This window comes from Streptomyces physcomitrii, assembly GCF_012273655.1.
GTDB lineage: Bacteria > Actinomycetota > Actinomycetes > Streptomycetales > Streptomycetaceae > Streptomyces > Streptomyces physcomitrii.
Genome location: NZ_JAAWWP010000012.1, coordinates 82,031 through 102,506, shown reverse-complemented (window position 1 = coordinate 102,506; position 20,476 = coordinate 82,031). Strand labels below are relative to the sequence as shown.

Below are 20,476 nucleotides of genomic sequence, written 5' to 3'. Positions count from 1 at the left end.
TCACTCAGCCCGTTCACCGGGGGCCCGGCCGCGCCCGCCCACCGCAGCTTTCGGCCACCACTCCCCCGATCCGGCCAAGCCCACAGTGGCGTGAATCATGGCGGCCGATTCTCCGCGATACCGGTACGGAGGGGAGGTCCCGGGCGGCGGCCCACGCCCTCACCAAGCGGCACCGCCCCCACACCGGAGGGAGAAGTTGCGCACGAATTGGACGCGTTTCGGCCGCGGCGGGCTATCGTCGGCCCTGCCCGCCCGCTTCCGCGGAACCGTGTCGAGTAGGTGCGTCAGGTGTCGGTTCTGGTCCTCGTCCTCGCCGTCGGCGCGGCCTGCTGCCTGGGCACCGGATTCGTCCTCCAGCAGCAGGCCGCCCAGCAGGCGCCGCTGAAGGACTTCATGTCCTGGCGGCTGCTGCTCGACCTGGTGCGCGTGCCGCGCTGGATCGGCGGCATCGCCTTCATGGTCTGCGGGATGGTGATGGGCGCGGTGGCGCTCGGCCGGGGCCAGGTCACCCTCGTCGAACCGCTCCTCGCCACCAACCTCCTCTTCGCCCTCCTCCTCTCCCGGCACCTGACCGGGCAGCCGCTCGGCCGCCAGGGCTGGGCCGGGCTCGCCCTGCTCGCGGGCGGCGTCACCGCCTTCATCCTGGCCGGGGAACCGGAGGGCTCCGACCAGGTGGCGGGCCCGCTGCGGCACTGGCTGATCTTCGGCATCGTCACCGGCATCGCCCTGCTCCTCGCCGCCGCGGCCCGCCACCGCCAACTGGCCGCGGGCCCGGTGCTGCTCGGCATCGCGGCGGGCCTGCTCTACGGGGTGCAGGACGCCCTGACCCGGGTGAGCGGGCTGCGCCTGAGCGAGGGCGGCTGGCCGCAGCTGCTCGCCAGCTGGCAGCCGTACGCGGTGGTCGTGATCGGGGTGACCGGGCTGCTGCTCGTGCAGAGCGCCTTCGAGACCGCGCCGCTGCGCCGCTCGCTGCCCGCGCTGACCGCCGCCCAGCCGCTGGCCGGGATCGTCTGCGGGGTGGGCTTCCTCGGCGACCGGGTGCGCACCGACACCGGCGCGCTCGCCTGGGAGGCGGCCGGGCTCGCCGCGGTGGTCACCGGGATCGTGCTGCTCGGTCTGCACCCGGCGATGCCGCCCGGCTCGGGCGGCAGCTCCGACGAGCGGCTGCGGGACCTCCAGCCGCACTGACGGCGAGGGCCCGCGGAGCGGGGGCGCGGGCCCCGGGGCCGGACGGCGCGCCCCCTGCTTGGATGGGAGGCATGAACCCCGCTGAGGAGATCCTCGACATCGTCGACGCCCGGGACCGGGTCCTCGGGCAGGCGCCCCGCGGCGAGGTCTACGCCCGCCGCCTGCGCCACCGCTGCGTCTTCGTCCTCGCCACCGCCCCGGACGGCCGGGTCTTCGTCCACCGCAGGGCCGCGGACAAGATGACCTTCGCCGGGTACTACGACATGTTCGTGGGCGGCGTCGTCGGCACCGGCGAGTCCTACGACCAGGCCGCCCTGCGCGAGGCCGAGGAGGAACTCGGCGTCAGCGGACTGCCGCAGCCCGCGCCCGCTCTGAAGTTCCTCTACGAGGCCCCCGAGGACGCCGCGCGGGGCGGCGGCGGGCAGGCGGGCGAGGCGGGGCCCTTCGGCTGGTGGTCCTGGGTGTACCAGGTGCCGCTCACCCTGCCGGTGCGCCCGCAGGCCGAGGAGATCGACTGGCACGGCTTCCTCACCGAGGAGGAGATCGACGCCCGGCTCGGCGACCGCGACTGGACCCCGGACAGCCTCGCCGCCTACGCCCTGCTGAAGTCCTGGCGGGCGAAGGAGCGCGGCTAGGTGCGCGCGGTGCGGCGGACGGTACGGCTGTGGCTGGCGCCCGGGCGCCTCGCCGAGGAGGGCGACACCCCGGACTACCGCTTCTCGCTGGCCAACGAGCGCACCTTCCTGGCCTGGCTGCGCACCGCGCTCGCGCTGATCGGCGGCGGCTTCGCGGTGGACCAGTTCCTGCCCGATCTGCGCTGGGGCCCCCGGGTCGGCCTCGCCCTCGCCCTGCTGCTCGCGGGGGCGCTGAGCGCGCTGCGCTCGGTCAGCCACTTCGTACGGTGCGAGCGGGCGATGCGGCGCGGCGAGGATCTGCCGCTGTCCCGCTTCCCCGCGCTGCTGAGCCTCGTGATCGCGGTGGTCGCGCTGGCCATGGTGGTGGTCGTCCTCGCCGGATGGCAGTCGTGAGCGGCCTCGCCGGGACCCGGCGGTGAACGGCCGGGACCCGGGGCTGCAGCCCGAGCGCACCCGGCTGGCCTGGCGGCGCACCACGCTGGCCGCCACCGTCGCCGTGGTCCTCGCCCTCAAGTCCGCGCTGACGGACGGCGCGGGACCCGCGGCCCTGCTCGGCTGCGCCCTGTGCCTGGCGGCCTGGCTGGGCTTCCTCGGCGTCGCCCACCGCCGGATCACCGCCCTCGCCTCGCGGACGGGGCGCCCCGTACCGCTGGCCCCGCGCCTCGCCGCCTCGGCCGCCGGGTGGACGGTGGCCCTCGCCCTGTGCGGGTCGGCGGTACTGCGCTGACGCCCGCCGGGGCCTCGGCGGCTCACCCTCAGGACCGGCTCGCCCAGGGCCTGTCCGGCAGAAGGCACCCGCAGTGCGCCGAACGGTCCCTAGTCCGCCCCGCCCAGGTCGGCCTCGCCCCAGTCCACGGTGACCACGAGCTTCCCGCGGGTGTGGCCCTCCTGGCTGCGGCGGTGCGCCTCGGCCGTCCGCTCCAGCGGGAAGGTCTCGGCCACCCGTACCGAGAGCACCCCGTCCTCCACGAACTCGCCGAGCCGCCGCAGGTCCTCGGCATCCGGCCGGACGAAGACGTACCGCCCGCCGAGACCGACCACCTCCGGGTCCGCGATGGAGACCAGCCGCCCCTCGGCGGGCAGCAGGGCCTCGGAGCGGCGCAGGGTGGCGCCGCCCACCGTGTCGAAGACCGCGTCCACGCCGTCGCCGGTCAGCTCGCGCACCTGCTCGCCGAGGTCCTCGGCGTAGTCCACCGGCTCGGCGCCCAGTGCGCGCAGCCAGTCGTGGTTGGCCGGGGAGGCGGTGCCGATGACCCGGGCGCCGAGGTGCAGGGCGAGCTGGACCGCGGCCGAGCCGACGCCGCCCGCCGCCGCGTGCACGAGCAGCACCTCGCCCTCGCGGATGCGCAGCGCCCTGGTGAGGACCTGGTAGGCGGTGAGCCCGGTCAGCGGCAGACCGGCGGCCTGGGCGAAGCTCATGTTGCGGGGCTTGCGGGCCAGGGTGCGGACGGGGGCGGCCACGTACTCGGCGCAGGTGCCCCGGGAGAGCATGTCCTCGCGTACGTAGCCGACGACCTCGTCGCCGACCGCGAACTCGGTGACCGAGACGCCGGGCTGGGTCACCACGCCGGAGACGTCCCAGCCGGGGATCACCGGGAAGACGGCGTCCAGGAGGCGGTCGAGCCCGCCCTCGCGGCACTTCCAGTCCACCGGGTTGACGCCCGCGGCGCACACCCGCACCAGCACCGAGTCCGGGCCCACCTTCGGGTCCTCGCACTCGCCGTACTCCAGGACCTCGGGTCCGCCGAAACTGCGGTAGCTGATCGCCCTCATGGTGCCCCCTGCTGCGGTGCCGGTGAGGTGGGCCTCTGCCGAGGCTGACACAGATGGTGCCGCCCGGCATCACGGGCGGGGCGGCACCGGGCGGGGCGGCACCGGGCGGGCGCCGCTCAGGGCCGCAGGGCGCGAAGGAGCAGGTCCGCGAGGTGGCCGGCGACCTGCTCGGCGGTGAGCGGGCCGCCGGGCCGGTACCAGGTGGAGAGGTGGTGCACCGAGCCGAAGTGGTAGTCGACCACCAGGTCGGCGGGGGTGGCCGAGGAGAAGACCCCGGAGCGCTGGCCCTCCTCGACCAGGGCCCGGAAGCGCTCGTGGTAGCGGCGGCGCTCGGCGCGTACCTGCTTGTGCTTCTCGGGGCCGAGGTGGTGCATGGAGCGGAAGAAGATGGCCGCGTCGTCGAGGTTCTCGATGGTGGTGACCACGACATCGGCCGCGGCCTCGCGCAGCCGCCGCTCGATCGGGGCGTCGGCCCCGGCGTAGGCGTTCAGGCGCTCCTGCTGGAGCCGGAGCACCCGCGCGTAGACCTCGTGCAGCAGGTCCTCCTTGGAGCCGAAGTAGTGGTAGAGCGCGCCCTTGGTGACGCCCGCCGCCTCGACGATCTCCTGTACGGAGGTGCGGTCGTAGCCCTGTTCGGCGAAGAGGCGGGTGGCGGCGGCAAGGAGTCGCTGGGGTACGGGGGCCGCCGCCCCCTCCGTCGCACTGTCCACTGCCGCCACCCCGTCCTTCTGCTCTGCCTGCTCAGCCGCCCTGCGCGCGCGACCGCAGTTCCCGTCGGAGGATCTTCCCACTAGTCGTCTTGGGAAGGTCCCGGAGGATCTCCACTTGTCGCGGGTACTTGAAGGCGGCGAGCCGCTCGGCGCAGTACGCGGACAGCTCCTCGGGCCCGGCCTCGGCTCCCGGGCGCAGGCTGACATAGGCGCGCACGGTCTCGCCCCGGTAGCCGTCGGGCGCCCCGACCACCGCGGCCTCCCGGACCGCGGGGTGGGTGTAGAGGACGTCCTCGACCTCGCGCGGCCAGACCTTGAAGCCGGAGGTGTTGATCATGTCCTTCTTGCGGTCCACGACGTACAGCCAGCCCTCGGCGTCCATGAAGCCGATGTCCCCGGTGCGCAGCTCGCCGTCCGGGAAGGTCTCGGCAGTCGCCTCGGGGCGGCCCCAGTAGCCGGGCACCACCTGCGGTCCGCGCACCGCGATCTCGCCCTGCTCCCCGAGCGGCACCTCCCGGCCCTCCGGGTCCAGGAGCCGCACCACGGTGTCCGGCCCGGGCACCCCGACCGCGAGGGTCCCGGAGACCGGGTCGACGGGGGCGCGCAGTCCGGGCGGTACGTGGGCGCAGGGCGCGCTGCACTCGGTGAGCCCGTAGCCGTTGTGGAGGTAGGGGCCGAAGGCGGCCTCGAAGCGTTCGACCAGGGCGGGCGGCAGCGGGGCGCCGCCGCTGGAGACGGAGGCGAAGGAGGCGAAGTGCTCCCGGCTCGCCGCGGGGTGCGCGGCGAGGGCCATGAAGGCGGTGGCCGGGCCGACCGTGTAGGCGGGCCGGTGCTCGGCGAAGGCGTCCAGGACCACCCCGGCCTCGAAGCGGTAGGCGAGCGCCAGGGTGCCGCCGCTGTTCAGGCAGGCGCAGAGCTGGGCGACCATGCCGGTGATGTGGAAGAGCGGGGCGAGCGCGAAGTAGCGGGGGCCCTCCGGCAGGGCGAGGCCGACCCGCTGCCGCTCGGCGTTGTAGAGCAGGTTGCCGTGGGTGTTGGCGGCGCCCTTGGGGGTGCCGCTGGTGCCGGAGGTGTAGCTGATCAGCGCGGTGTCCGCGGGCCGGGGCGGGGCGGTGCCCGGGTCGGGCAGCCCGGCGCGGGCGGTCTCGGTGAGGTCCTCGGCGTCCCCCGGCACCGGCAGCCGCTCGAAGCCGAGGACCCGCGGGTCGTCGCGGCTCTGCAGGTCGCGCTCGCAGGCGGTGAGGACGATCCGTACCGGGGAGTCGGCCGCGGTCGCGCGCAGGAAGGACTCCCAGGCGCGGTCGGAGCAGACCAGGGCGGCGGCGCCGGAGTCCCGCAGCGCGTGGCCGACCTCGGCGGACTTGTACATCGGGTTGAGCGGCACCACCGCGGCGCCCGCCTTCCAGGCGCCGAGCACGGCGAGCACGTACTGCGGGGAGTTCTGCAGGTGTACGGCCAGGCGCTCGCCGGGGGCCAGTCCGCGGGCGGCGAGCCGGGCGGCCACCGAGTCGGTGAAGGCGTCCAGTTCGCGGTAGCTCAGGCGGCCGTCGAAGTAGGCGAGGGCGGTGCGCTCCGGGTGGGCCGCGGCGCCCTCGCGCAGGGCGTGCACCAGGGAGTCGCGGGGGTGGACGGGGGCGCGCTGGGCCGGGTTCAGGACCCCGAGCCAGGGCATGGCCGCGTACGGGGAAGAGGTCATCAGCGCTTCGCCTCCCACTGCCGCTGGAGCTTGTTCATGCCGCCGAGCCAGCGGTCCGGCTCGGCGGCCCTGGCCCGGTAGAACTCCGCGACCTCGGGGTGCGGCAGGATCAGGAACCGCTCCTCGGCCATCCCCGCGAACAGGGCCTCGGCGACGTCCTCCGGCTCGATCGCGGTGGGCGCGAGGACCAGTTCCCCGGCCCCGCCCGCCGCGGTGAGCATGTCGGTGCGCACCCCCTGCGGGCAGATGGCGTGCACCTTGACGCCGCGGTGCCGGTAGGTCAGCGAGAGCCACTCGGCGAAGGCGAAGGCGCCGTGCTTGGAGACGCTGTACGGGGCGGCGCCGATCATGGTGAGCAGTCCGGCCGCGGAGACGGTGGAGACGAAGCGGCCGCCGCCGCGGGCGAGCCAGCCGGGCAGCAGCTGCCGGGCGGCCCGTACATGCGCCATCACATTGACGTCCCAGGCCGCCGCCCAGATCTCCTCCTCGGCGTCCTCGGCGCCCGGTGAGGGCAGCCCGGCGTTGGCGCAGTAGACGTCGATCCCGCCGCCGAGCGCCCGGGCGGCCTCCGGCACGACGGCCGAGGCGTCGCCCGGCACGGCGAGCCCGCCGATCTCCCGGGCCACGGCGGCGACCCGCTCCGCGTCCAGGTCGTTGACGGCGACCCGCGCCCCGGCGGCGGCGAACCGGCGGGCGAGCGCCGCCCCGATCCCTCCCCCGGCGCCGGTCACCACCACCTTGGCGTCCTCGAATGCGTCCACGGGATCGCGCACGGAATCGGTCACGGGATGGTCTCCTTCGACTCGGCTCTGGGCGCATACTAAGCAGTCGGTCAGGGCGGGTGGAAGGGTTGTGGAAGCACGGGCTCCGTTCCTCGTGGCGCCTGGTTCGTTCCGCGCGGGGGCGGGCCGCGCTAGCGTGCGTGGCCGCACATCCCAGCGAGCGAGAGCGCACGGAGGTCACCCATGAACGTGTCCAGAAGGGGCCTGCTGGCCGCGAGCACCACGGCGGCCGGCGCCCTGGCCCTCGGCGGCCCGGCCGCGGCGGCCGGTGCGGCCGGGACCGGACCGGCGGGCGGCCGGCTGCGCACCGGCTTCGAACGGCTGGCCGCCGACGGCTACGCGCTGCTCGACGGCGACCGGGTCGGCGTGGTCACCAACCCGACCGGGGTCACCGGCGGCCGGGCCCGCTCCCACGGCGCCCTGGCCCCGGTCCGGCACATCGTGGACGTGATGCACGCCGACGAACGCGTCGACCTGCGCGCGGTCTTCGGGCCCGAGCACGGCTTCCGGGGCACCGCGCAGGCGGGCGGTTCGGAGGGGCGCTACGACGACCCGGCCACCGGGCTGCCGGTCTACGACACGTACCAGAAGAGCGGGCAGGCGCTCGCCGAGATCTTCACCGCCTCGGGGGTCGACACCGTCGTCTTCGACATCCAGGACGCGGGCGCCCGCTTCTACACCTATATCTGGACCCTCTACGACTGCATGGAGGCCGCCCAGCTGGCGGGCAAGCGCTTCGTCGTCCTGGACCGGCCCAACCCGGTGACCGGCCGGGCGGCCCTCGGCCCTGTGCTGCACGAGGAGTTCGCGAGCTTCGTCGGGCGCAAGCCGATCGCGCAGGCGCACGGGATGACGGTGACCGAGCTGGCGCGGCTCTACAACGGCGAGTTCCTGAAGACGCCGGTGCCGCTGGAGACCGTCACCATGACCGGCTGGCGCCGCGGCGACTTCTACGAGGCCTCCGGTCTGCCCTGGGTGCCGCCGAGCCCCAATATGCCGACGCCGGACACCGCCCTGGTGTACTCCGGCACCTGCCTCTTCGAGGGCACCAACCTCTCCGAGGGCCGGGGCACCACGCGGCCCTTCGAACTCCTCGGCGCGGAGGGCGTCGACCGCCGCTGGGCGGAGGCCGCGAACGCCCTGGAGCTGCCCGGCGTCGGCTTCCGGGAGGCCTACTTCGCGCCGGTCTTCTCGAAGTTCGAGGGCAAGACGGTGGGCGGCGTCCAGCTGCACGTCCACGATCGCGAACGCTTCGACCCGGTGCGCACCGGCATCGCCCTGCTGGTCACCGCCAAGCGGAGCTGGAGCGGCTTCGCCTGGCGCGAGGACAACTGGATCGACAAGCTCACCGGCAGCACCCAGGTCCGTACGATGATCGACGCGGGGGCGGACACCGACGCGGTTGTGGACGCCTGGCAGCGGGAGCTCTCCACCTTCCGACACATCCGTGCACAGTACCTCCACTACCGCTGAAACCGGCCGCACCAAGGCTCGGGCGTTTAGGCATCCGCGCAGGTCAGCAGGGGTTGGTGGGCCGCCGCCCGGTCGTCTTCGGACGGCCGGGCGGCGGCCTTCTCATCGGATTCTCATCGCCGGCGGCCGATTGCCGGGATCCGGGAGGCCTGCTCGCACGTCTACGGGTAGACGTCCGTACGACGACGCCTGGTACGTGTGACGGAGGTACAGCGAGATGGCAGGATTCAGAAGCCTCGCAAGACAGGTACGCGACTCCCGCAACGACCTTGCTCTGCGCAGGTATTCACTGCGCAAATGCCTGGAGCGCTTCGCCCCCTACGGGCACCGCGCCACCTGGGACCACCTGTGCTCCCGGGCCGGTTTCGCTCCCGAGGACCGCTCCCCCGACCCCCGCCGGCTCCTCTTCGCCCTCGACGAGCTGGAGGCCGCCCGCGCGGTCTGGCTCGCCTACGAGGACGACTTCGCCGAGCGCCGCAGGCGCGAGAAGCACGAAGGACTGCGCAGCCCCGGCAGCATCGACGACTGGCACCGGCTGACCTGGGGCGGTTTCGGCGTCGCCTGGTGCGACGACCCCGAGCTGCATCCCGGCGAACCGCTCGCGGTGGTGCTCGGCCGCCTCATCGACGCCCTGGAGCGCAGCCCCGGCACCGCCTGCCCGGTCTGCGCCGGCCGCGAACTGGGCTGGAAGAACGACCTGGCCCACGAGCCCTCCTCGGCCCCGGTGTGCACCGACTGCGGAATCGTCGTCCCGCGCCCGGTCCTCACCGAGGCCGCCCTCGACCGGGCCTGGCGGACCAGGGAACTCGTCACGGCCTGAGACCTCCGGGCCCGGGCCGCCACCCGGGCCCCGGGCGCTCCGGTCCAGGTCCCGTTCACGGCCACGGTCTCGGCCACTGCCCCGGTCCCGGCCACCGCCCAGGTCTCAGCAGCAGCCCCCGAGCGGCTGCCCTTCCCCGGCGGGATCCGGCTCCGGCGCGTGAGTCCGCCGGGTCTGCCGGGTCTGCTCCGGGCGGGGCGCGTCCGCGCGGCCGCGCTCCCCGCCGGACCTGTCCTCGCGGGCCTTCTCGCCGAACAGGACCGAACCCGTGATGCGCTCACCGGTCACATCGTCGGGGTTGGAGAGCGCGCAGTTCTCCAGGGACAGGCAGCCGCAGCCGATGCAGTCGGTGAGGTAGTCCCGCAGACGGCTCAACTGCGCGATACGCGCGTCGAGTTCGGAGCGCCAGGACTCGGACAGGCGCGCCCAGTCGTCACGGTTCGGGGTGCGCTCCTCGGGCAGCTCCGTCAGCGCCTCGCGGATCGTGGCCAGCGGGATGCCCACCCGCTGGGCCGCCCGTACGAAGGCCACCCGGCGCAGCGCGTCACGCTGGTAGCGGCGCTGGTTGCCCGAGGTGCGGGTGCTGTGGATCAGCCCCTTGGACTCGTAGAAGTGCAGTGCCGAGACGGCGGCGCCGCTGCGCGCGGAGAGCTGGCCGACGGAGAGTTCGTGGATCTTCTCAGGAATCTTGGGCACTCTGCCCAGCCTACTCATCACCGGTACGGCCCGGACGGGGCCGGATCGCGTTGACATCCGGTCCCCGGCCACGCAAGCTGAGCAAGCGCTTGTACATCGATTGTGGGAGGCCCAGGGACATGGCAGAGCCGAGGATCTTCACTTCCGCCGAGGAGCTCACGGCGGCGGTGGGCGAGCAGCTCGGGTACAGCGACTGGCTGGAGGTCGACCAGAAGCGGATCGATCTCTTCGCCGAGGCGACGGGCGATCACCAGTGGATCCACGTGGACCCCGAGAAGGCGGCCGCGGGCCCCTTCGGCACGACCATCGCGCACGGCTATCTGACGCTGTCCCTGCTGCCCCTCTTCGTCCCGCAGCTGCTGCGGGTCGAGGGCGCCAAGATGGGCGTCAACTACGGCTCCAACAAGGTGCGTTACCCCTCCCCGGTGCCGGTCGGCTCCCGGCTGCGGGCGACCGGCGCGCTCACCGAGGTGACCGAGGCGGGCGGGGGCGTGCAGGTGACCGCCCGCGTCACGGTGGAGCGCGAGGGCGGCGAGAAGCCCGCCTGCGTCGCCGAGGCGGTCTCGCGCTACTACTTCTGACACCGGGGCCCCTCCCCGGCGCCGCGTACCGAACGCCCGCGCGCCGCCACCCGTCTCCCGGGTGGCGGCGCGCGGGCGTTCCGGCGTATGCGGGCTCGCGTGGTGTGCGGGCTCGCCTGGTGTGCGGGCTCGCGTGGTGCGGGCGGGCCTGGGGAACGAGGCCCCGCCCGTGTCCGGCGCCGAAAGCCTCGGCTTACCTCGATTGACGCCCCCCGGCGCGCGTTGGTCAGATCATGCCCCCACCGACTGCGGCACCTCGCAGGCCCGTGTGGCGGCACTTCTCCTCTGCACCCGCTCTCCCCTCCGGGCCGTCCGGCCGGGAGGCCCTGACGAGACCGCGCGCCCTGCCTCGGCTCGCGCGCCCGTATCCCGCACCCGGAGGTCCAGTTGACCGAGCACCGTCCCCACCGCAGAAGCTTCCTGAAGGCGGCCGGCGGCCTCTCCGCCGCCGTGGCGCTCGGCGGCGGCGGCGTCCTCGCCGCCGCGTCCACCGCGCACGCCGCCGGCGACGGCTTCGGACTGCGCATCGTGGACCGCAACGAGGGCGACCCGCGTATGTGGTACTACCGCTTCGCGACCGACGCGATCGAGTGGGACCCCGGCGTCAACGTCCTGCTGCCCGACGGATACCACACCAGCGGGCGCCGCTACCCCGTCCTCTACCTCTTCCACGGCGGCGGCACCGACCAGGACTTCATCACCTTCGACCGGGCGGGCGTCCGCGCCTGGACCGCCGGGAAGCCGATCATCGTCGTGATGCCCGACGGCGGGCACGCGGGCTGGTACTCCAACCCGGTCAGCTCCAACACCGGCCCCCGCAACTGGGAGACCTTCCACCTCAACCAGGTGCTGCCCTGGGTGGACGCCAACTTCCGTACGTACGCCGAGTACGACGGCCGCGCCGTGGCCGGGTTCTCGATGGGCGGCTTCGGCGCGCTGAAGTACGCCGCCAAGTACTACGGCCACTTCGCCTCGGTGAGCGCCCACTCCGGTCCGGCCAGCATGCGCCGTGACGCCGGGCTCGTCACCCACTGGGCCAACCTCTCCTCCGCAGCCCTCGACCTGGGCGGCGGGACCGTCTACGGGGCGCCGCTGTGGAACGAGGCGAGGGTCAACGCCGACAACCCGGTGCAGAACGTCGAGCGCTACCGCAACAAGCGGGTCTTCCTGGTGGCCGGCACCAGCCCCGACCCGGTCAACTGGTTCGACACCGCCAACGAGACCCAAGTGCTCGCGGGCCAGCGGGAGTTCCGGGGTCTGCTCGGCAACGCGGGCATCCCGCACGAGTGGCACGAGGAGCCCGGCGGCCACGTCATCCGGGACTACATGTTCCGGCGCGACCTCGACGGCATCATCGCCCGCCTCCGCAAGGCGTAGCCGCACAGGGGGGCGGCGCGGGTGTCCGCGCCGCCCCTTCGCGCGTCCGCCACCGGGCGGACGATGGGACCTGGCCGCCGGTCTAGCCTCCGGCCGGCTTCGCGCCGACCATGCGCAGCACCAGGTCCGCGTAGAGGGTGCCGACCTCGTCGGGGGTGCGGCGGCCCGCGGCGTTGAACCAGCGGGCCACGTCGATGCAGAGCGAGAGCACGGCGAGCGTGGTGCCGGGGATGTCCGGGACGTCGAACTCCCCCGCCGCCACCCCGTCGTCGAGGATGACGCGCACCTGGGCGTCGGCCTGCCTGCGCAGCGTCACGATCTCGGCGCGGCTCTCCGCGCCGAGCGCGTCCAGCTCGTACTGGACCACCCGCGCGGTGGTGTGCTGACCGGCGTGCCAGCGGACGAAGGAGCGTACGGCGCAGGCGAGCCGTTCGGCCGCGCCGCCCTCGCCCTCGGCGGCCGTCCGCAGGATCTCCACGGCCTTCTCGTGGCCGATCCGGCTGATCCGGTAGAGCAGCTCTTCCTTGGTTTTGTAGTGGATGTAGAGCGCGGCGGGGCTCATCCCGGCGCGGCCCGCGATGTCCCGCGTCGTGGTGGCGTGGTACCCGCGCTCGGCGAAGGCGTCCACCGCCGCGATGAGCAGCCGGCGCGCCGCCTCCGGGGCCACTTCGCCCCAGGGCCGGTCCTCGCCCGCGCTGTCGTCCTTGGCCGCCGCCATCCGATGCTCCTTCCGCCGTCGCGGGGAACACCCTACCTGCTGGTGAGCAAGCGCTTAGAGCTTTCGGATCCCGCGCGCGGCCGGGACCGTGCGCGGGCGCCCCGCGGACCGCGTGCTCAGGGGCCGCGCGCCCGGGGGCAGGACGCTCCCGGGCACGCGGCCGGGCTCAGAGCTTCTCGAAGGGGTCGTGCTGACTGAGCAGCTTGTCCACCCGCGCCTGGTCGACCCGGCTGACAAGGAGCCCCGCCTCCTGCCGGTCCCGGATGACCTTCGCCAGGGTGAAGCAGGAGGTCACCAGGAAGAGCACCGCGATGGTGAGGAATCCGCGGACCCAGGCGTTCGCCTCCAGGCGGTAGATGCCGACGGCGGTGGCGGTCAGGGCGACCGAGAAGGAGGCGACGGCCTGGCCGTAGAAGGCCGCCGTGCTCTGCTGCTTGACCTGTGTCTCACTCATGGGAAGAGCCTCGCGCGGCAGGGCGCCGGTCACATCCGTACGGGTACTCAGCCGCGCGGGCCCGGCGTACTCAGGACCACAGTGGGCTGAACTCCCCGTCCCCACCCGGGCGTTGCGGTTCAGAAGGCGCTGACCCCGGTGAGCGCCCGCCCGATGACGAGCTTCTGGATCTGGCTGGTGCCCTCGTAGAGGGTCATCACCCGGGCGTCGCGCAGGAGTTTGCCGACCGGGTACTCGTCGATGTAGCCGTAGCCGCCGAAGACCTGGAGGGCGTTGTTGGCGGCCCGTACCGCGGCCTCCGAGGCGAAGAGCTTGGCGGTGGAGGACTCGGTGGCGAAGGGGCGGCCGCGGTCGATGAGGTCCGCCACGCGCCAGGTGAGCAGGCGGGCCGCGTCCACGTCCACCGCGATGTCGCTGAGCAGCTCCTGCACCAGCTGGTGGTGGGCGATCGGCTTGCCGAACTGCTCGCGCTCGCCCGCGTATCCGACCGCCGCGTCCAGGGCCGCCTGCGCGATGCCGACACAGCCCGCGGCCACCGACATCCGCCCCTTGGCGAGCGCCGACATGGCCACCGAGAAGCCCTTGCCCTCGGGCGCCAGCATCGCCGAGGCGGGCACCCGTACGTTCTCGAAGTGCAGCTCCGCGGTGGCCTGGCCGCGCAGTCCGAGCTTGCCGTGCACGGTGCGGCGGCTCAGGCCGGGGGTGTCGGTGGGCACCAAGAAGGCGGAGACGCCCTTGTGGCCCGGGGCGCCGCCGGTGCGGGCGAAGAGCAGGACGACATCGGCCCAGGTGCCGTTGGTGATGAACATCTTGGTGCCGTCGATCAGATAGTCGCCGCCGTCACGGACCGCGCGGGTGGTGAGGTTGCCCGCGTCGGAGCCGGTGCCGGGCTCGGTGAGGCCGAAGCAGCCGACGTACGCGCCGGAGGTGAGCCCGGGCAGCCAGCGCTGCTTCTGCTCCTCGCTCCCCCAGTGCGCGATCGTCTTGGCGACCAGGCCGAGCGAGACGGAGACGATGCCGCGCACCGAGGAGTCGCCGCGCCCCAGCTCCTCGGTGACCAGGCAGTACGCGAGGTGGTCACCGCCGCTGCCGCCGTACCGCTCGTCGACGGTCAGGCCGAGGAAGCCGACCTCGCCCAGCTTCTTCACCAGGGAGCGGTCGACGCTCTCGGCGCGGTCCCAGTCGACGACATGCGGCGTGATCTCGCGGGCGACGAAGTCCTCGGCCAGCCGCCGTACGGCCGACTGCTCCTCGCTGAGCTCCAGGTTCACGGGTGCTCCCGTCGGAAATTAGCACTGCTAGTTTTTGGCTGGCAGCCCTACTATGTGCCGCATGGCCCGACCACGCAAGCCCCTCCTCAGCGCCGACCGGATCGTCGCCGCCGCACTCGTCCTGGTGGACGAGGAGGGGCTGGACGCGGTCTCCACCCGGCGGCTCGCCGCCGAACTCGGGGTGAGCGGGCCCTCGCTCTACAACCACTTCCGCACCAAGGACCAGATCCTGGAGGCGGTGGCCGACGCGGTCAGCGCCCAGGTCGACCTGTCGATGTTCGAGGACGGCCGGGACTGGCGCCGCGCCCTGCACGACTGGGCCGTCTCCTACCGCGAGGCGCTCACCGCCCACCCGCACCTGGTGCCCGTACTGGCGCGGGGCCCCGGGCGGCGCCCGGCCGGTCTGCGCCTGGCCGACGCGGTCTTCGGCGCGATGGTGGCGGCCGGGTGGCCGCCCGCACAGGCGACCTCGATCGGCGCGCTGATGCGGTACTTCGTGCTCGGCTCCGCGCTCGGCTCCTTCGCGGGCGGCTTCGTGGACGACGTCAGCGCCTATGACCCCGCCGACTACCCGCACCTCGGCCAGGCCCATCTGCTCGCCGAACGCCAGGAGCAGATCGACGCCCGCGCCTTCGAGACCGGCCTCAGCGCCCTGCTCGACGGACTCGCGCTCCAGCACGCCAGGTCGACCGGCGCCGGCACCCCCTCCTGAGCCCCGCGCCCCGCACGCCCCGCACACGCGAGGGGCGCCCGCCGCGCGCGGGCGCCCCCTGAGCCGCTGCCGGGCGGCCGTCCCGCCGCCCCGGTGGCCTCACCAGCCGACGGCGACCGCCAGCCACTGCGGGTCGTTGTGCGAGACGAAGGAGGACTGCCCCGCGAAGTCGTCGTACGGGAAGCCGTACGAGAGCCGGTCGATGGAGTGGTCGTGCCAGAACTTCGCGTAGTAGTTCGCCGGGGCCTCCTTGTAGTAGAGGTCCGGGGAGGACCACTGGTCCTCGGGGAGCTGCGCCACATGGCGGTTGAGCGCCGAGCACTTGCCGGCCTCGTTGGCCAGCACGCCCGCGCAGCCGAAGATGTCGGAGGTGGGCGCGTTGATCCCGACCGAACTGGCGTAACCGCTCATGTAGTCGGCGTACTTGCCGCCCTCCCGGAAGTCGGGGACGCCGCCGGGCGAGGGGATCCGGTACGGCTTCTCCACCTCGCTGAGGGAGGCGAACTCGGCGGGCACGGCGTCCTTGAACTTCTGCCAGGTGGCCTCCCGGTCCTCCTGGAAGGTCTCGTAGTCCTCGCCGACCTGCACGTCGTAGCCGTCCTCGGCGTGCAGCCGCATGGCCAGCTTCAGGGCGAAGGCGTCCACCCGCGTGGTGTTGCCGTTGAAAACGTTGTCACCCACCGTGAACTCGATGAAGTCGGCGTACTTGCTGTCCGGCGAACCGAGGTGGAAGTACATCCGCCCGGCGGAGTTGGCCGCCATGTCCAGCGTGTCCTGCTCGGCGATCGAGTGCGTTTCGTTGTTGAACGTCCAGTAGACCTCGCTGTCCGGGTACTTGCCGTTGGTCCGGTTGAGGATCTTGACCGTCAGGACGTTCTGCGCGGGCGGGATGCTGCCGGTGTCCCCCCAGAAGGAGTCCGGCGGCTGGCCGTCGGCGCGGACGGCGGGGTGGCGGTCGGGCGCCTGGCTCGCACCGGCGGGGGTGGCGCCCGTGAAGGCGCAGAGTGCTGCCAGCGCGGTGACCAGGAGTGCAGGACCGCGGCGGCGCGCCGTCGGACGAAGGGTGGGGGGCATGGTTCCTCCCTGACTCGGGTGGCGGGCACGGCAGGCGGGCGCCTGCGAGGCCATGGCGGGGCCTCCACCCCGTCCCGGTCGGCTCCGGGGGCGGAACGGGGGGCGAGGGCCCGCTCAGAGAGTCCGCCCATGGCATGCGCGTGTCAAGATGATGGATTCAAGACATGAACGGTGATCAAGGGAGAGCCCGGTCGGTGAGTTCGTTACCTCGACACGGGCACCCGCCACCGCCCGGCCGCCGCCCCGGCGCGGACTCCGGAGCGCCGTCGCCCGCCGGCCGCCGCCCGCCGGCCTTTCGACAGCCGCCGCCGCGGCCGGTTTTCGCGCCCCGGGCAGGCGGAGCCGAGCCTTCACCAGGACAACACATTCCGGTTCTCGACTGGCCCCCGGGACAGCGGCAAACTGACATGCTCACGCCTATCAGCCCGCCGTCCCCCACCAGGACTGATGAAGAGGACCCCTGTGAACGGCAATCCGCCCTCCCGGTTCATCCCCTCCCGTCGCGCGAGGCGACTGAGCCTCTCCGGCCTCGGCGCCGCCCTCGTACTCGTCGTCGCCTTCCCGACGGCCGCCTTCGCCGACCCGCCCGGCTCGCTCCCCACCAGCGCCGGGGAGCGGGAGAAGACCTACCAGCCCGCCTACGACTACGACACCGACGGCTGCTACGCCACCCCGGCCATCGGCCCCGACGGCACCATCGCCCCGGGCCTGGCCCTCGGCGGTGACGTCAACGGCAACTGCCGGGACGCCTCGGACCTGGACAACACCAACACCTACTCGCGCGAGAAGTGCAACAACGGCTGGTGCGCGATCGCCTACGCCAGCTACTTCGAGAAGGACCAGGCCGCCCTCGGCCCGGGCAGCGCCGGGCACCGGCACGACTGGGAGCACGTGGTCGTCTGGGTCAAGGACGGGGAGTCGGAGGCGCAGTACGTCTCGACCTCCAACCACGGCGGCTTCACGATCCACAACCGGGCCGACCTGCCCTTCGAGGGCACCCACCCGAAGGTCGTGTACCACAAGGACGGGATCCTGACCCACTGCTTCCGCGCGGCCAACGGCAACGACGAGCCGCCGGAGAACCACAAGGGCAGCTGGCAGTACCCGGCCCTGGTCGGCTGGGACGGCTACCCCGCGGGGCTGCGCGACCGCCTGGTCCAGGCCGACTTCGGCAGCGCCACCCTCGGCATCAAGGACGACACCTTCGCCTCGCACCTGGCCTCGGCCAAGCCGGCGGACATCCCCTTCGACCCCAACGCCTGAGCGGGGGGCGCCCGTCGGGGCGCCCCCGCCCGGGCTCAGCTCAGGGGAACACGACCAGCGCCCGGCCGCCCTTGCCCGCCACCATGCGGTCGAAGGCGGCCGGGATGTCCGCGAGGCCGATCCGCTCGGTCACCAGCACGCCCAGGTCGAAGGCGCCGCCGCGGATGTGCGCGGCGATCTCCGGCAGGTCCTTCGCCGGGTCGGAGTTGCCGTAGACGCAGCCGCTGAGGGTGCGGCCGTAGTGGAAGATCTCCAGGGCGTTGAAGCTGACCTGCTGGTCCTTGCCGCCGATGCCGACCACGGTGGTGCGGCCGCCGCGCCGGGTGGACTCCCAGGCGGTGCGGATGGTGACCGCGCGGCCCACGCACTCCACGGCGACATCCACGCCCTGGCCCCCGGTCAGCGCGCGGATCTCCTTGGCGGTGGTCTCGGAGGCGAGGACGAACTCGGTGGCGCCCGAGGCCCTGGCCAGCTCCTCCTTCTCCGGTGAGACGTCCACGGCGACGATGGTGGCGGCCCCGGCGATCCGCGCCGACTGCAGGGTGGCGAGACCCACTCCCCCGACGCCGAAGACGGCCACCGTCTCGCCGGGCTGCACCCGCGCCGAGTGGTGGACGGCCCCGTAACCGGTGAGCACCGCGCAGCCGAGCAGGGCGGCCTCGGCGAGCGGGACGCCCTTCGGCGCGGGCAGCAGGCACTTCTCCGCGACCACGCTCTCCTCGGCGAAGGCGGCGACGTTCAGGCCCGGGTACAGCTCGCCGCCGTCCGCCCGGTGCGCGTAGACGCTGCGGGCGCCGGTCAGCGCCTCGGCGCAGAGCCAGACCTCGCCGAGCGAGCAGGCATGGCAACTACCGCAGGACGGGGCCCAGTTGAGGACGACCTCGTCGCCCGGGGCCACGCTGGTCACCCCCTCGCCGACCTCCAGGACGGTCCCGGCGCCCTCGTGGCCGAGCACGGCGGGCACCGGCACCCGCATGGTGCCGTTGCTCAGCGAGAGGTCGGAGTGGCAGACCCCGGCGGCGGCGAGCCGCAGCCGCACCTGACCGGGTCCGGGGGCGGGCAGGTCGATCTCGGCGAGCTCCAGGGGGGAGCCGACGGCGGGCAGTACGGCGGCGCGGACCACGTTCACAACTCCTGACGAAGGCACAGCGGTTCGGGACCGGGAACAGTAGCGGCCCCGGGTGTCACGGCGGCCCGGAACGCGGAACTCCGGGGGCGGGCTCGGGGCGCAGGGCCCCGGACTCCGGACGGACTCCGGGCTCCGGGCCCCGGGCTCAGGCGACGGGGCTCGGGTTCCGGTTCGGGACGGGGCGCCCCGGGCTCTGAAGTCCGGGCCCGGGGACCGCCGTTCAGAACTGGAGCGACTTGGTCTGCAGGTACTCGCTGAGTCCGTGGCCGCCGAGTTCGCGGCCGACGCCGGACTGCTTGTAACCGCCGAAGGGGGCGAGGATGTTGAAGCGGCCGCCGTTGATATCGACCTGGCCGGTCTCCAGCCGCCGCGCGAAGGCGGCGGCCTCCTCCTGGTCCGCCGCCCAGACCGCCCCGGCGAGGCCGTAGACGGTGCCGTTGGCGATGCGTACCGCCTCGTCCTCGTCGCGGTACTTCAGGATGCTGAGGACCGGGCCGAAGATCTCCTCCTGGGCGATGGTCATCTCGGGGGTCACCTCGGCGAAGACCGTGGGGCTCACCCAGTAGCCCTGCTCGCGGGGCGCCTCGGGGCCGCCGGTGACCAGGCGGGCGCCCTCGGCGATGCCCTTCTCGATGTAGCCGCGGACCCGCTGGTGCTGCTTGGCGTTGACCACCGGGCCGATGCGGTCGCCGTACTTGTCCGCGGCCTGCGCGGCGAGGGCCACGGCCTGCTCGTACTGGTCCTCGTGGACGAGCATCCGGGTCCAGGCGCTGCACGTCTGGCCGGTGTTGGACATGACGTTGGCGACGCCGACGTTGACCGCCTTGGCGAGGTCGGCGCTCGGCAGGATGACATTGGCGGACTTGCCGCCGAGTTCGAGGGCGACCCGCTTGACGGCGCCGCCCGCGGTGGCGCCGATCTGCCGCCCGACCGCGGTCGATCCGGTGAAGGAGACCAGGTCCACGCCCTCGTGCTCGGCCAGCGCCTGCCCCGCGACCGGTCCGAGCCCGGTGACCAGGTTGAAGACGCCCGCCGGCACCCCGGCCTCGTGCACCGCCTCGGTGAAGAGCTGGGCGGTGAGCGGGGTGTCCTCGGCGGGCTTGAGGACCACGGTGCAGCCCGCGGCGAGGGCGGGGGCGACCTTGGCCACGATCTGGTGCAGCGGGTAGTTCCAGGGGGTGATCGCGCCGACCACGCCCACCGGTTCGAGCAGTACGGTCGAGTTGCCGACCTTCTCCTCGAAGGCGTACCCGGCCGCGAGTTCGGCGTACGAGCCCGCCACCGCGACCGGCATCCCGGTGTGCACCGACTGCGAGAAGGCGAGCGGGGCGCCCAGCTCGGCGGTGACGGTCTCGGCGATCTCGTCCTTGCGGGCGGCGAGCGCGTCGCGCAGGGCGCCGAGGCGGGCGGCCCGCTCCGCGGGCGGGGTGGCGGCCCAGGCCGGGAAGGCGGCCCGGGCCGCGCGTACCGCGGTGTCGATGTCCTCGGCGGTCCCGGCCGGGACCGTGGCGATCACCTGCTCGTCGGCCGGGTTCACGACGCTGAGCGACTCGGTTCCGGCGGCCGGCCGCCAGTCCCCGTCGATGTACATGCCGTCGTGCGCCTTCATCAGTACCTCCCGGGCAGTGGACTCGTCCGCGCCCCAAACTAGCGGCGTTAGTTTTGGGGCGCCAGAGCGAGCCGTCCACCACCGCGGAGCTTCCGCGCCGGAGAGCGGAGCGGACGGAGCCGGGAAGGGCTCAGCAGAACCAGCCGTCCTGCACCCAGCCCTTGCGGTTGACGTCTCCGTAGGCGAATCCGTAGACCCAGCTGCCCTGCTTGCTCTCGACGAGGAAGGTCTGGCCCTGCTGCAGGGTGCCCATCCAGGCGCCCACCGGCTGGGTGCGGACGAAGAGGTCGCTGGCGCAGACGGTCTCCCGCTCGCCGATGGTGCCGTTGGCCGCCTGGGCGGAGCCGGCGGAGCCGAGCAGCAGCGCGGCCGTGCCGAGCACGGCGGCGATCGCACCGGCGCGGGCGCGCGGGCGCCGGGTCAGGATGTTCGGGGACATGGGGTCTCCTGGGGTCGAAGAGGGTGAGAGGCGGAGAGACGAGGGGGAAACGGCGGGAGGGCTGCCGCGGGGCGGG

General features: G+C 73.5%; 22 protein-coding genes. 10 read left to right on the top strand and 12 right to left on the bottom strand.

The window, feature by feature from the left end:
• Positions 1–288 precede the first annotated feature (288 nt).
• The 4 genes from HFV08_RS19960 to HFV08_RS19945 all read left to right on the top strand — a co-directional run bounded on the left by HFV08_RS19960 (position 289) and on the right by HFV08_RS19945 (position 2,550).
• Positions 289–1,188 carry a DMT family transporter gene (locus tag HFV08_RS19960; protein ID WP_168541107.1) on the top strand — a complete coding sequence of 300 codons (900 nt, stop codon included), beginning with the start codon at positions 289–291 and terminating at the stop codon, positions 1,186–1,188.
• Positions 1,189–1,259: 71 nt separating this feature from the next.
• Positions 1,260–1,823 (top strand): NUDIX domain-containing protein, encoded by a 564-nt coding sequence (locus tag HFV08_RS19955; protein ID WP_168541106.1) that lies wholly within the window; start codon positions 1,260–1,262, stop codon positions 1,821–1,823.
• Positions 1,824–2,216 carry a YidH family protein gene (locus HFV08_RS19950; RefSeq protein WP_168541105.1) on the top strand — a complete coding sequence of 131 codons (393 nt, stop codon included), beginning with the start codon at positions 1,824–1,826 and terminating at the stop codon, positions 2,214–2,216.
• Between the two features lie 22 nt (positions 2,217–2,238).
• Positions 2,239–2,550 carry a DUF202 domain-containing protein gene (locus HFV08_RS19945; protein ID WP_168541104.1) on the top strand — a complete coding sequence of 104 codons (312 nt, stop codon included), beginning with the start codon at positions 2,239–2,241 and terminating at the stop codon, positions 2,548–2,550.
• An 89-nt stretch (positions 2,551–2,639) separates the two neighbouring features.
• On the opposite strand, the gene HFV08_RS19940 is transcribed toward HFV08_RS19945, so the two are convergent.
• From HFV08_RS19940 to HFV08_RS19925, 4 genes are all read right to left on the bottom strand, one after another.
• Complete coding sequence (locus HFV08_RS19940) at positions 2,640–3,596, bottom strand: NADP-dependent oxidoreductase (protein ID WP_168541103.1); 957 nt, start codon at positions 3,594–3,596, stop codon at positions 2,640–2,642.
• Positions 3,597–3,712: 116 nt separating this feature from the next.
• Entirely contained in the window at positions 3,713–4,306 is a 594-nt protein-coding gene (locus HFV08_RS19935) for a TetR/AcrR family transcriptional regulator (protein WP_168541102.1), read from the bottom strand.
• A gap of 31 nt (positions 4,307–4,337) precedes the next feature.
• Positions 4,338–6,002, bottom strand: a complete 1,665-nt coding sequence (locus HFV08_RS19930) for a class I adenylate-forming enzyme family protein (protein WP_168541101.1) — start codon at positions 6,000–6,002, stop codon at positions 4,338–4,340.
• Positions 6,002–6,763 (bottom strand): SDR family oxidoreductase, encoded by a 762-nt coding sequence (locus HFV08_RS19925; protein WP_168541228.1) that lies wholly within the window; start codon positions 6,761–6,763, stop codon positions 6,002–6,004. Before HFV08_RS19925 ends, HFV08_RS19930 begins: the two co-directional genes overlap by 1 nt.
• 204 nt (positions 6,764–6,967) lie before the next feature.
• Between HFV08_RS19925 and HFV08_RS19920 the strand changes: the two genes are divergently transcribed.
• Together HFV08_RS19920 and HFV08_RS19915 are read left to right on the top strand one after the other, a co-directional pair.
• Entirely contained in the window at positions 6,968–8,257 is a 1,290-nt protein-coding gene (locus HFV08_RS19920) for an exo-beta-N-acetylmuramidase NamZ family protein (RefSeq protein ID WP_168541100.1), read from the top strand.
• 217 nt (positions 8,258–8,474) lie between these two features.
• Complete coding sequence (locus tag HFV08_RS19915; RefSeq protein WP_168541099.1) at positions 8,475–9,077, top strand: hypothetical protein; 603 nt, start codon at positions 8,475–8,477, stop codon at positions 9,075–9,077.
• 105 nt (positions 9,078–9,182) lie between these two features.
• Here HFV08_RS19915 and soxR read toward each other — a convergent pair whose 3' ends face one another.
• Positions 9,183–9,773 carry a redox-sensitive transcriptional activator SoxR gene (soxR, locus tag HFV08_RS19910; RefSeq protein WP_168541098.1) on the bottom strand — a complete coding sequence of 197 codons (591 nt, stop codon included), beginning with the start codon at positions 9,771–9,773 and terminating at the stop codon, positions 9,183–9,185.
• 119 nt (positions 9,774–9,892) lie between these two features.
• Here soxR and HFV08_RS19905 point away from each other — a divergent pair, with 119 nt between their 5' ends.
• Together HFV08_RS19905 and HFV08_RS19900 are read left to right on the top strand one after the other, a co-directional pair.
• The gene (locus tag HFV08_RS19905) at positions 9,893–10,354 is read left to right on the top strand and encodes a MaoC family dehydratase (RefSeq protein WP_040254890.1); all 462 of its coding nucleotides are present in this window, start codon (positions 9,893–9,895) and stop codon (positions 10,352–10,354) included.
• A 387-nt stretch (positions 10,355–10,741) separates the two neighbouring features.
• The gene (locus tag HFV08_RS19900; RefSeq protein ID WP_168541097.1) at positions 10,742–11,731 is read left to right on the top strand and encodes an alpha/beta hydrolase-fold protein; all 990 of its coding nucleotides are present in this window, start codon (positions 10,742–10,744) and stop codon (positions 11,729–11,731) included.
• A gap of 82 nt (positions 11,732–11,813) precedes the next feature.
• Here the strand turns inward: HFV08_RS19900 and HFV08_RS19895 are convergent, their stop codons facing one another.
• The 3 genes from HFV08_RS19895 to HFV08_RS19885 form a co-directional block, all read right to left on the bottom strand.
• Positions 11,814–12,449: a TetR/AcrR family transcriptional regulator gene (locus HFV08_RS19895; RefSeq protein ID WP_168541096.1), complete on the bottom strand. Its 636-nt coding sequence runs from the start codon at positions 12,447–12,449 to the stop codon at positions 11,814–11,816.
• 166 nt (positions 12,450–12,615) lie between these two features.
• Positions 12,616–12,903, bottom strand: a complete 288-nt coding sequence (locus HFV08_RS19890; protein WP_168541095.1) for a YiaA/YiaB family inner membrane protein — start codon at positions 12,901–12,903, stop codon at positions 12,616–12,618.
• 119 nt (positions 12,904–13,022) lie between these two features.
• Entirely contained in the window at positions 13,023–14,174 is a 1,152-nt protein-coding gene (locus tag HFV08_RS19885; protein ID WP_168541094.1) for an acyl-CoA dehydrogenase family protein, read from the bottom strand.
• Between the two features lie 61 nt (positions 14,175–14,235).
• Here HFV08_RS19885 and HFV08_RS19880 point away from each other — a divergent pair, with 61 nt between their 5' ends.
• On the top strand, positions 14,236–14,886 hold the full coding sequence (locus tag HFV08_RS19880; RefSeq protein ID WP_168541093.1) for a TetR/AcrR family transcriptional regulator: 651 nt from the start codon (positions 14,236–14,238) through the stop codon (positions 14,884–14,886).
• A 99-nt stretch (positions 14,887–14,985) separates the two neighbouring features.
• On the opposite strand, the gene HFV08_RS19875 is transcribed toward HFV08_RS19880, so the two are convergent.
• A complete protein-coding gene (locus HFV08_RS19875; RefSeq protein ID WP_168541092.1) occupies positions 14,986–15,960 on the bottom strand; it encodes a glycoside hydrolase family 64 protein in 975 nt (324 codons plus the stop codon).
• Between the two features lie 447 nt (positions 15,961–16,407).
• Here HFV08_RS19875 and HFV08_RS19870 point away from each other — a divergent pair, with 447 nt between their 5' ends.
• Positions 16,408–17,223 carry an NPP1 family protein gene (locus HFV08_RS19870; protein WP_168541091.1) on the top strand — a complete coding sequence of 272 codons (816 nt, stop codon included), beginning with the start codon at positions 16,408–16,410 and terminating at the stop codon, positions 17,221–17,223.
• Between the two features lie 40 nt (positions 17,224–17,263).
• Here the strand turns inward: HFV08_RS19870 and HFV08_RS19865 are convergent, their stop codons facing one another.
• From HFV08_RS19865 to HFV08_RS19855, 3 genes are all read right to left on the bottom strand, one after another.
• A complete protein-coding gene (locus HFV08_RS19865; RefSeq protein ID WP_168541227.1) occupies positions 17,264–18,346 on the bottom strand; it encodes a zinc-binding dehydrogenase in 1,083 nt (360 codons plus the stop codon).
• 226 nt (positions 18,347–18,572) lie between these two features.
• Positions 18,573–19,961 (bottom strand): aldehyde dehydrogenase family protein, encoded by a 1,389-nt coding sequence (locus HFV08_RS19860; RefSeq protein ID WP_168541090.1) that lies wholly within the window; start codon positions 19,959–19,961, stop codon positions 18,573–18,575.
• Positions 19,962–20,091: 130 nt separating this feature from the next.
• The gene (locus HFV08_RS19855) at positions 20,092–20,400 is read right to left on the bottom strand and encodes a hypothetical protein (RefSeq protein WP_210430538.1); all 309 of its coding nucleotides are present in this window, start codon (positions 20,398–20,400) and stop codon (positions 20,092–20,094) included.
• Positions 20,401–20,476: the final 76 nt, after the last annotated feature.

Excerpts from the sequence above, each read along its gene's own strand:
- HFV08_RS19955 (WP_168541106.1), top strand. The coding sequence starts at position 1,260 with ATGAACCCCGCTGAGGAGATCCTCGACATCGTCGACGCCCGGGACCGG.
- HFV08_RS19940 (WP_168541103.1), bottom strand. The coding sequence starts at position 3,596 with ATGAGGGCGATCAGCTACCGCAGTTTCGGCGGACCCGAGGTCCTGGAG.
- HFV08_RS19930 (WP_168541101.1), bottom strand. The coding sequence starts at position 6,002 with ATGACCTCTTCCCCGTACGCGGCCATGCCCTGGCTCGGGGTCCTGAAC.
- HFV08_RS19920 (WP_168541100.1), top strand. The coding sequence starts at position 6,968 with ATGAACGTGTCCAGAAGGGGCCTGCTGGCCGCGAGCACCACGGCGGCC.
- HFV08_RS19915 (WP_168541099.1), top strand. The coding sequence starts at position 8,475 with ATGGCAGGATTCAGAAGCCTCGCAAGACAGGTACGCGACTCCCGCAAC.
- HFV08_RS19905 (WP_040254890.1), top strand. The coding sequence starts at position 9,893 with ATGGCAGAGCCGAGGATCTTCACTTCCGCCGAGGAGCTCACGGCGGCG.
- HFV08_RS19895 (WP_168541096.1), bottom strand. The coding sequence starts at position 12,449 with ATGGCGGCGGCCAAGGACGACAGCGCGGGCGAGGACCGGCCCTGGGGC.
- HFV08_RS19890 (WP_168541095.1), bottom strand. The coding sequence starts at position 12,903 with ATGAGTGAGACACAGGTCAAGCAGCAGAGCACGGCGGCCTTCTACGGC.
- HFV08_RS19880 (WP_168541093.1), top strand. The coding sequence starts at position 14,236 with ATGGCCCGACCACGCAAGCCCCTCCTCAGCGCCGACCGGATCGTCGCC.
- HFV08_RS19875 (WP_168541092.1), bottom strand. The coding sequence starts at position 15,960 with ATGCCCCCCACCCTTCGTCCGACGGCGCGCCGCCGCGGTCCTGCACTC.
- HFV08_RS19870 (WP_168541091.1), top strand. The coding sequence starts at position 16,408 with ATGAAGAGGACCCCTGTGAACGGCAATCCGCCCTCCCGGTTCATCCCC.
- HFV08_RS19860 (WP_168541090.1), bottom strand. The coding sequence starts at position 19,961 with ATGAAGGCGCACGACGGCATGTACATCGACGGGGACTGGCGGCCGGCC.
- HFV08_RS19855 (WP_210430538.1), bottom strand. The coding sequence starts at position 20,400 with ATGTCCCCGAACATCCTGACCCGGCGCCCGCGCGCCCGCGCCGGTGCG.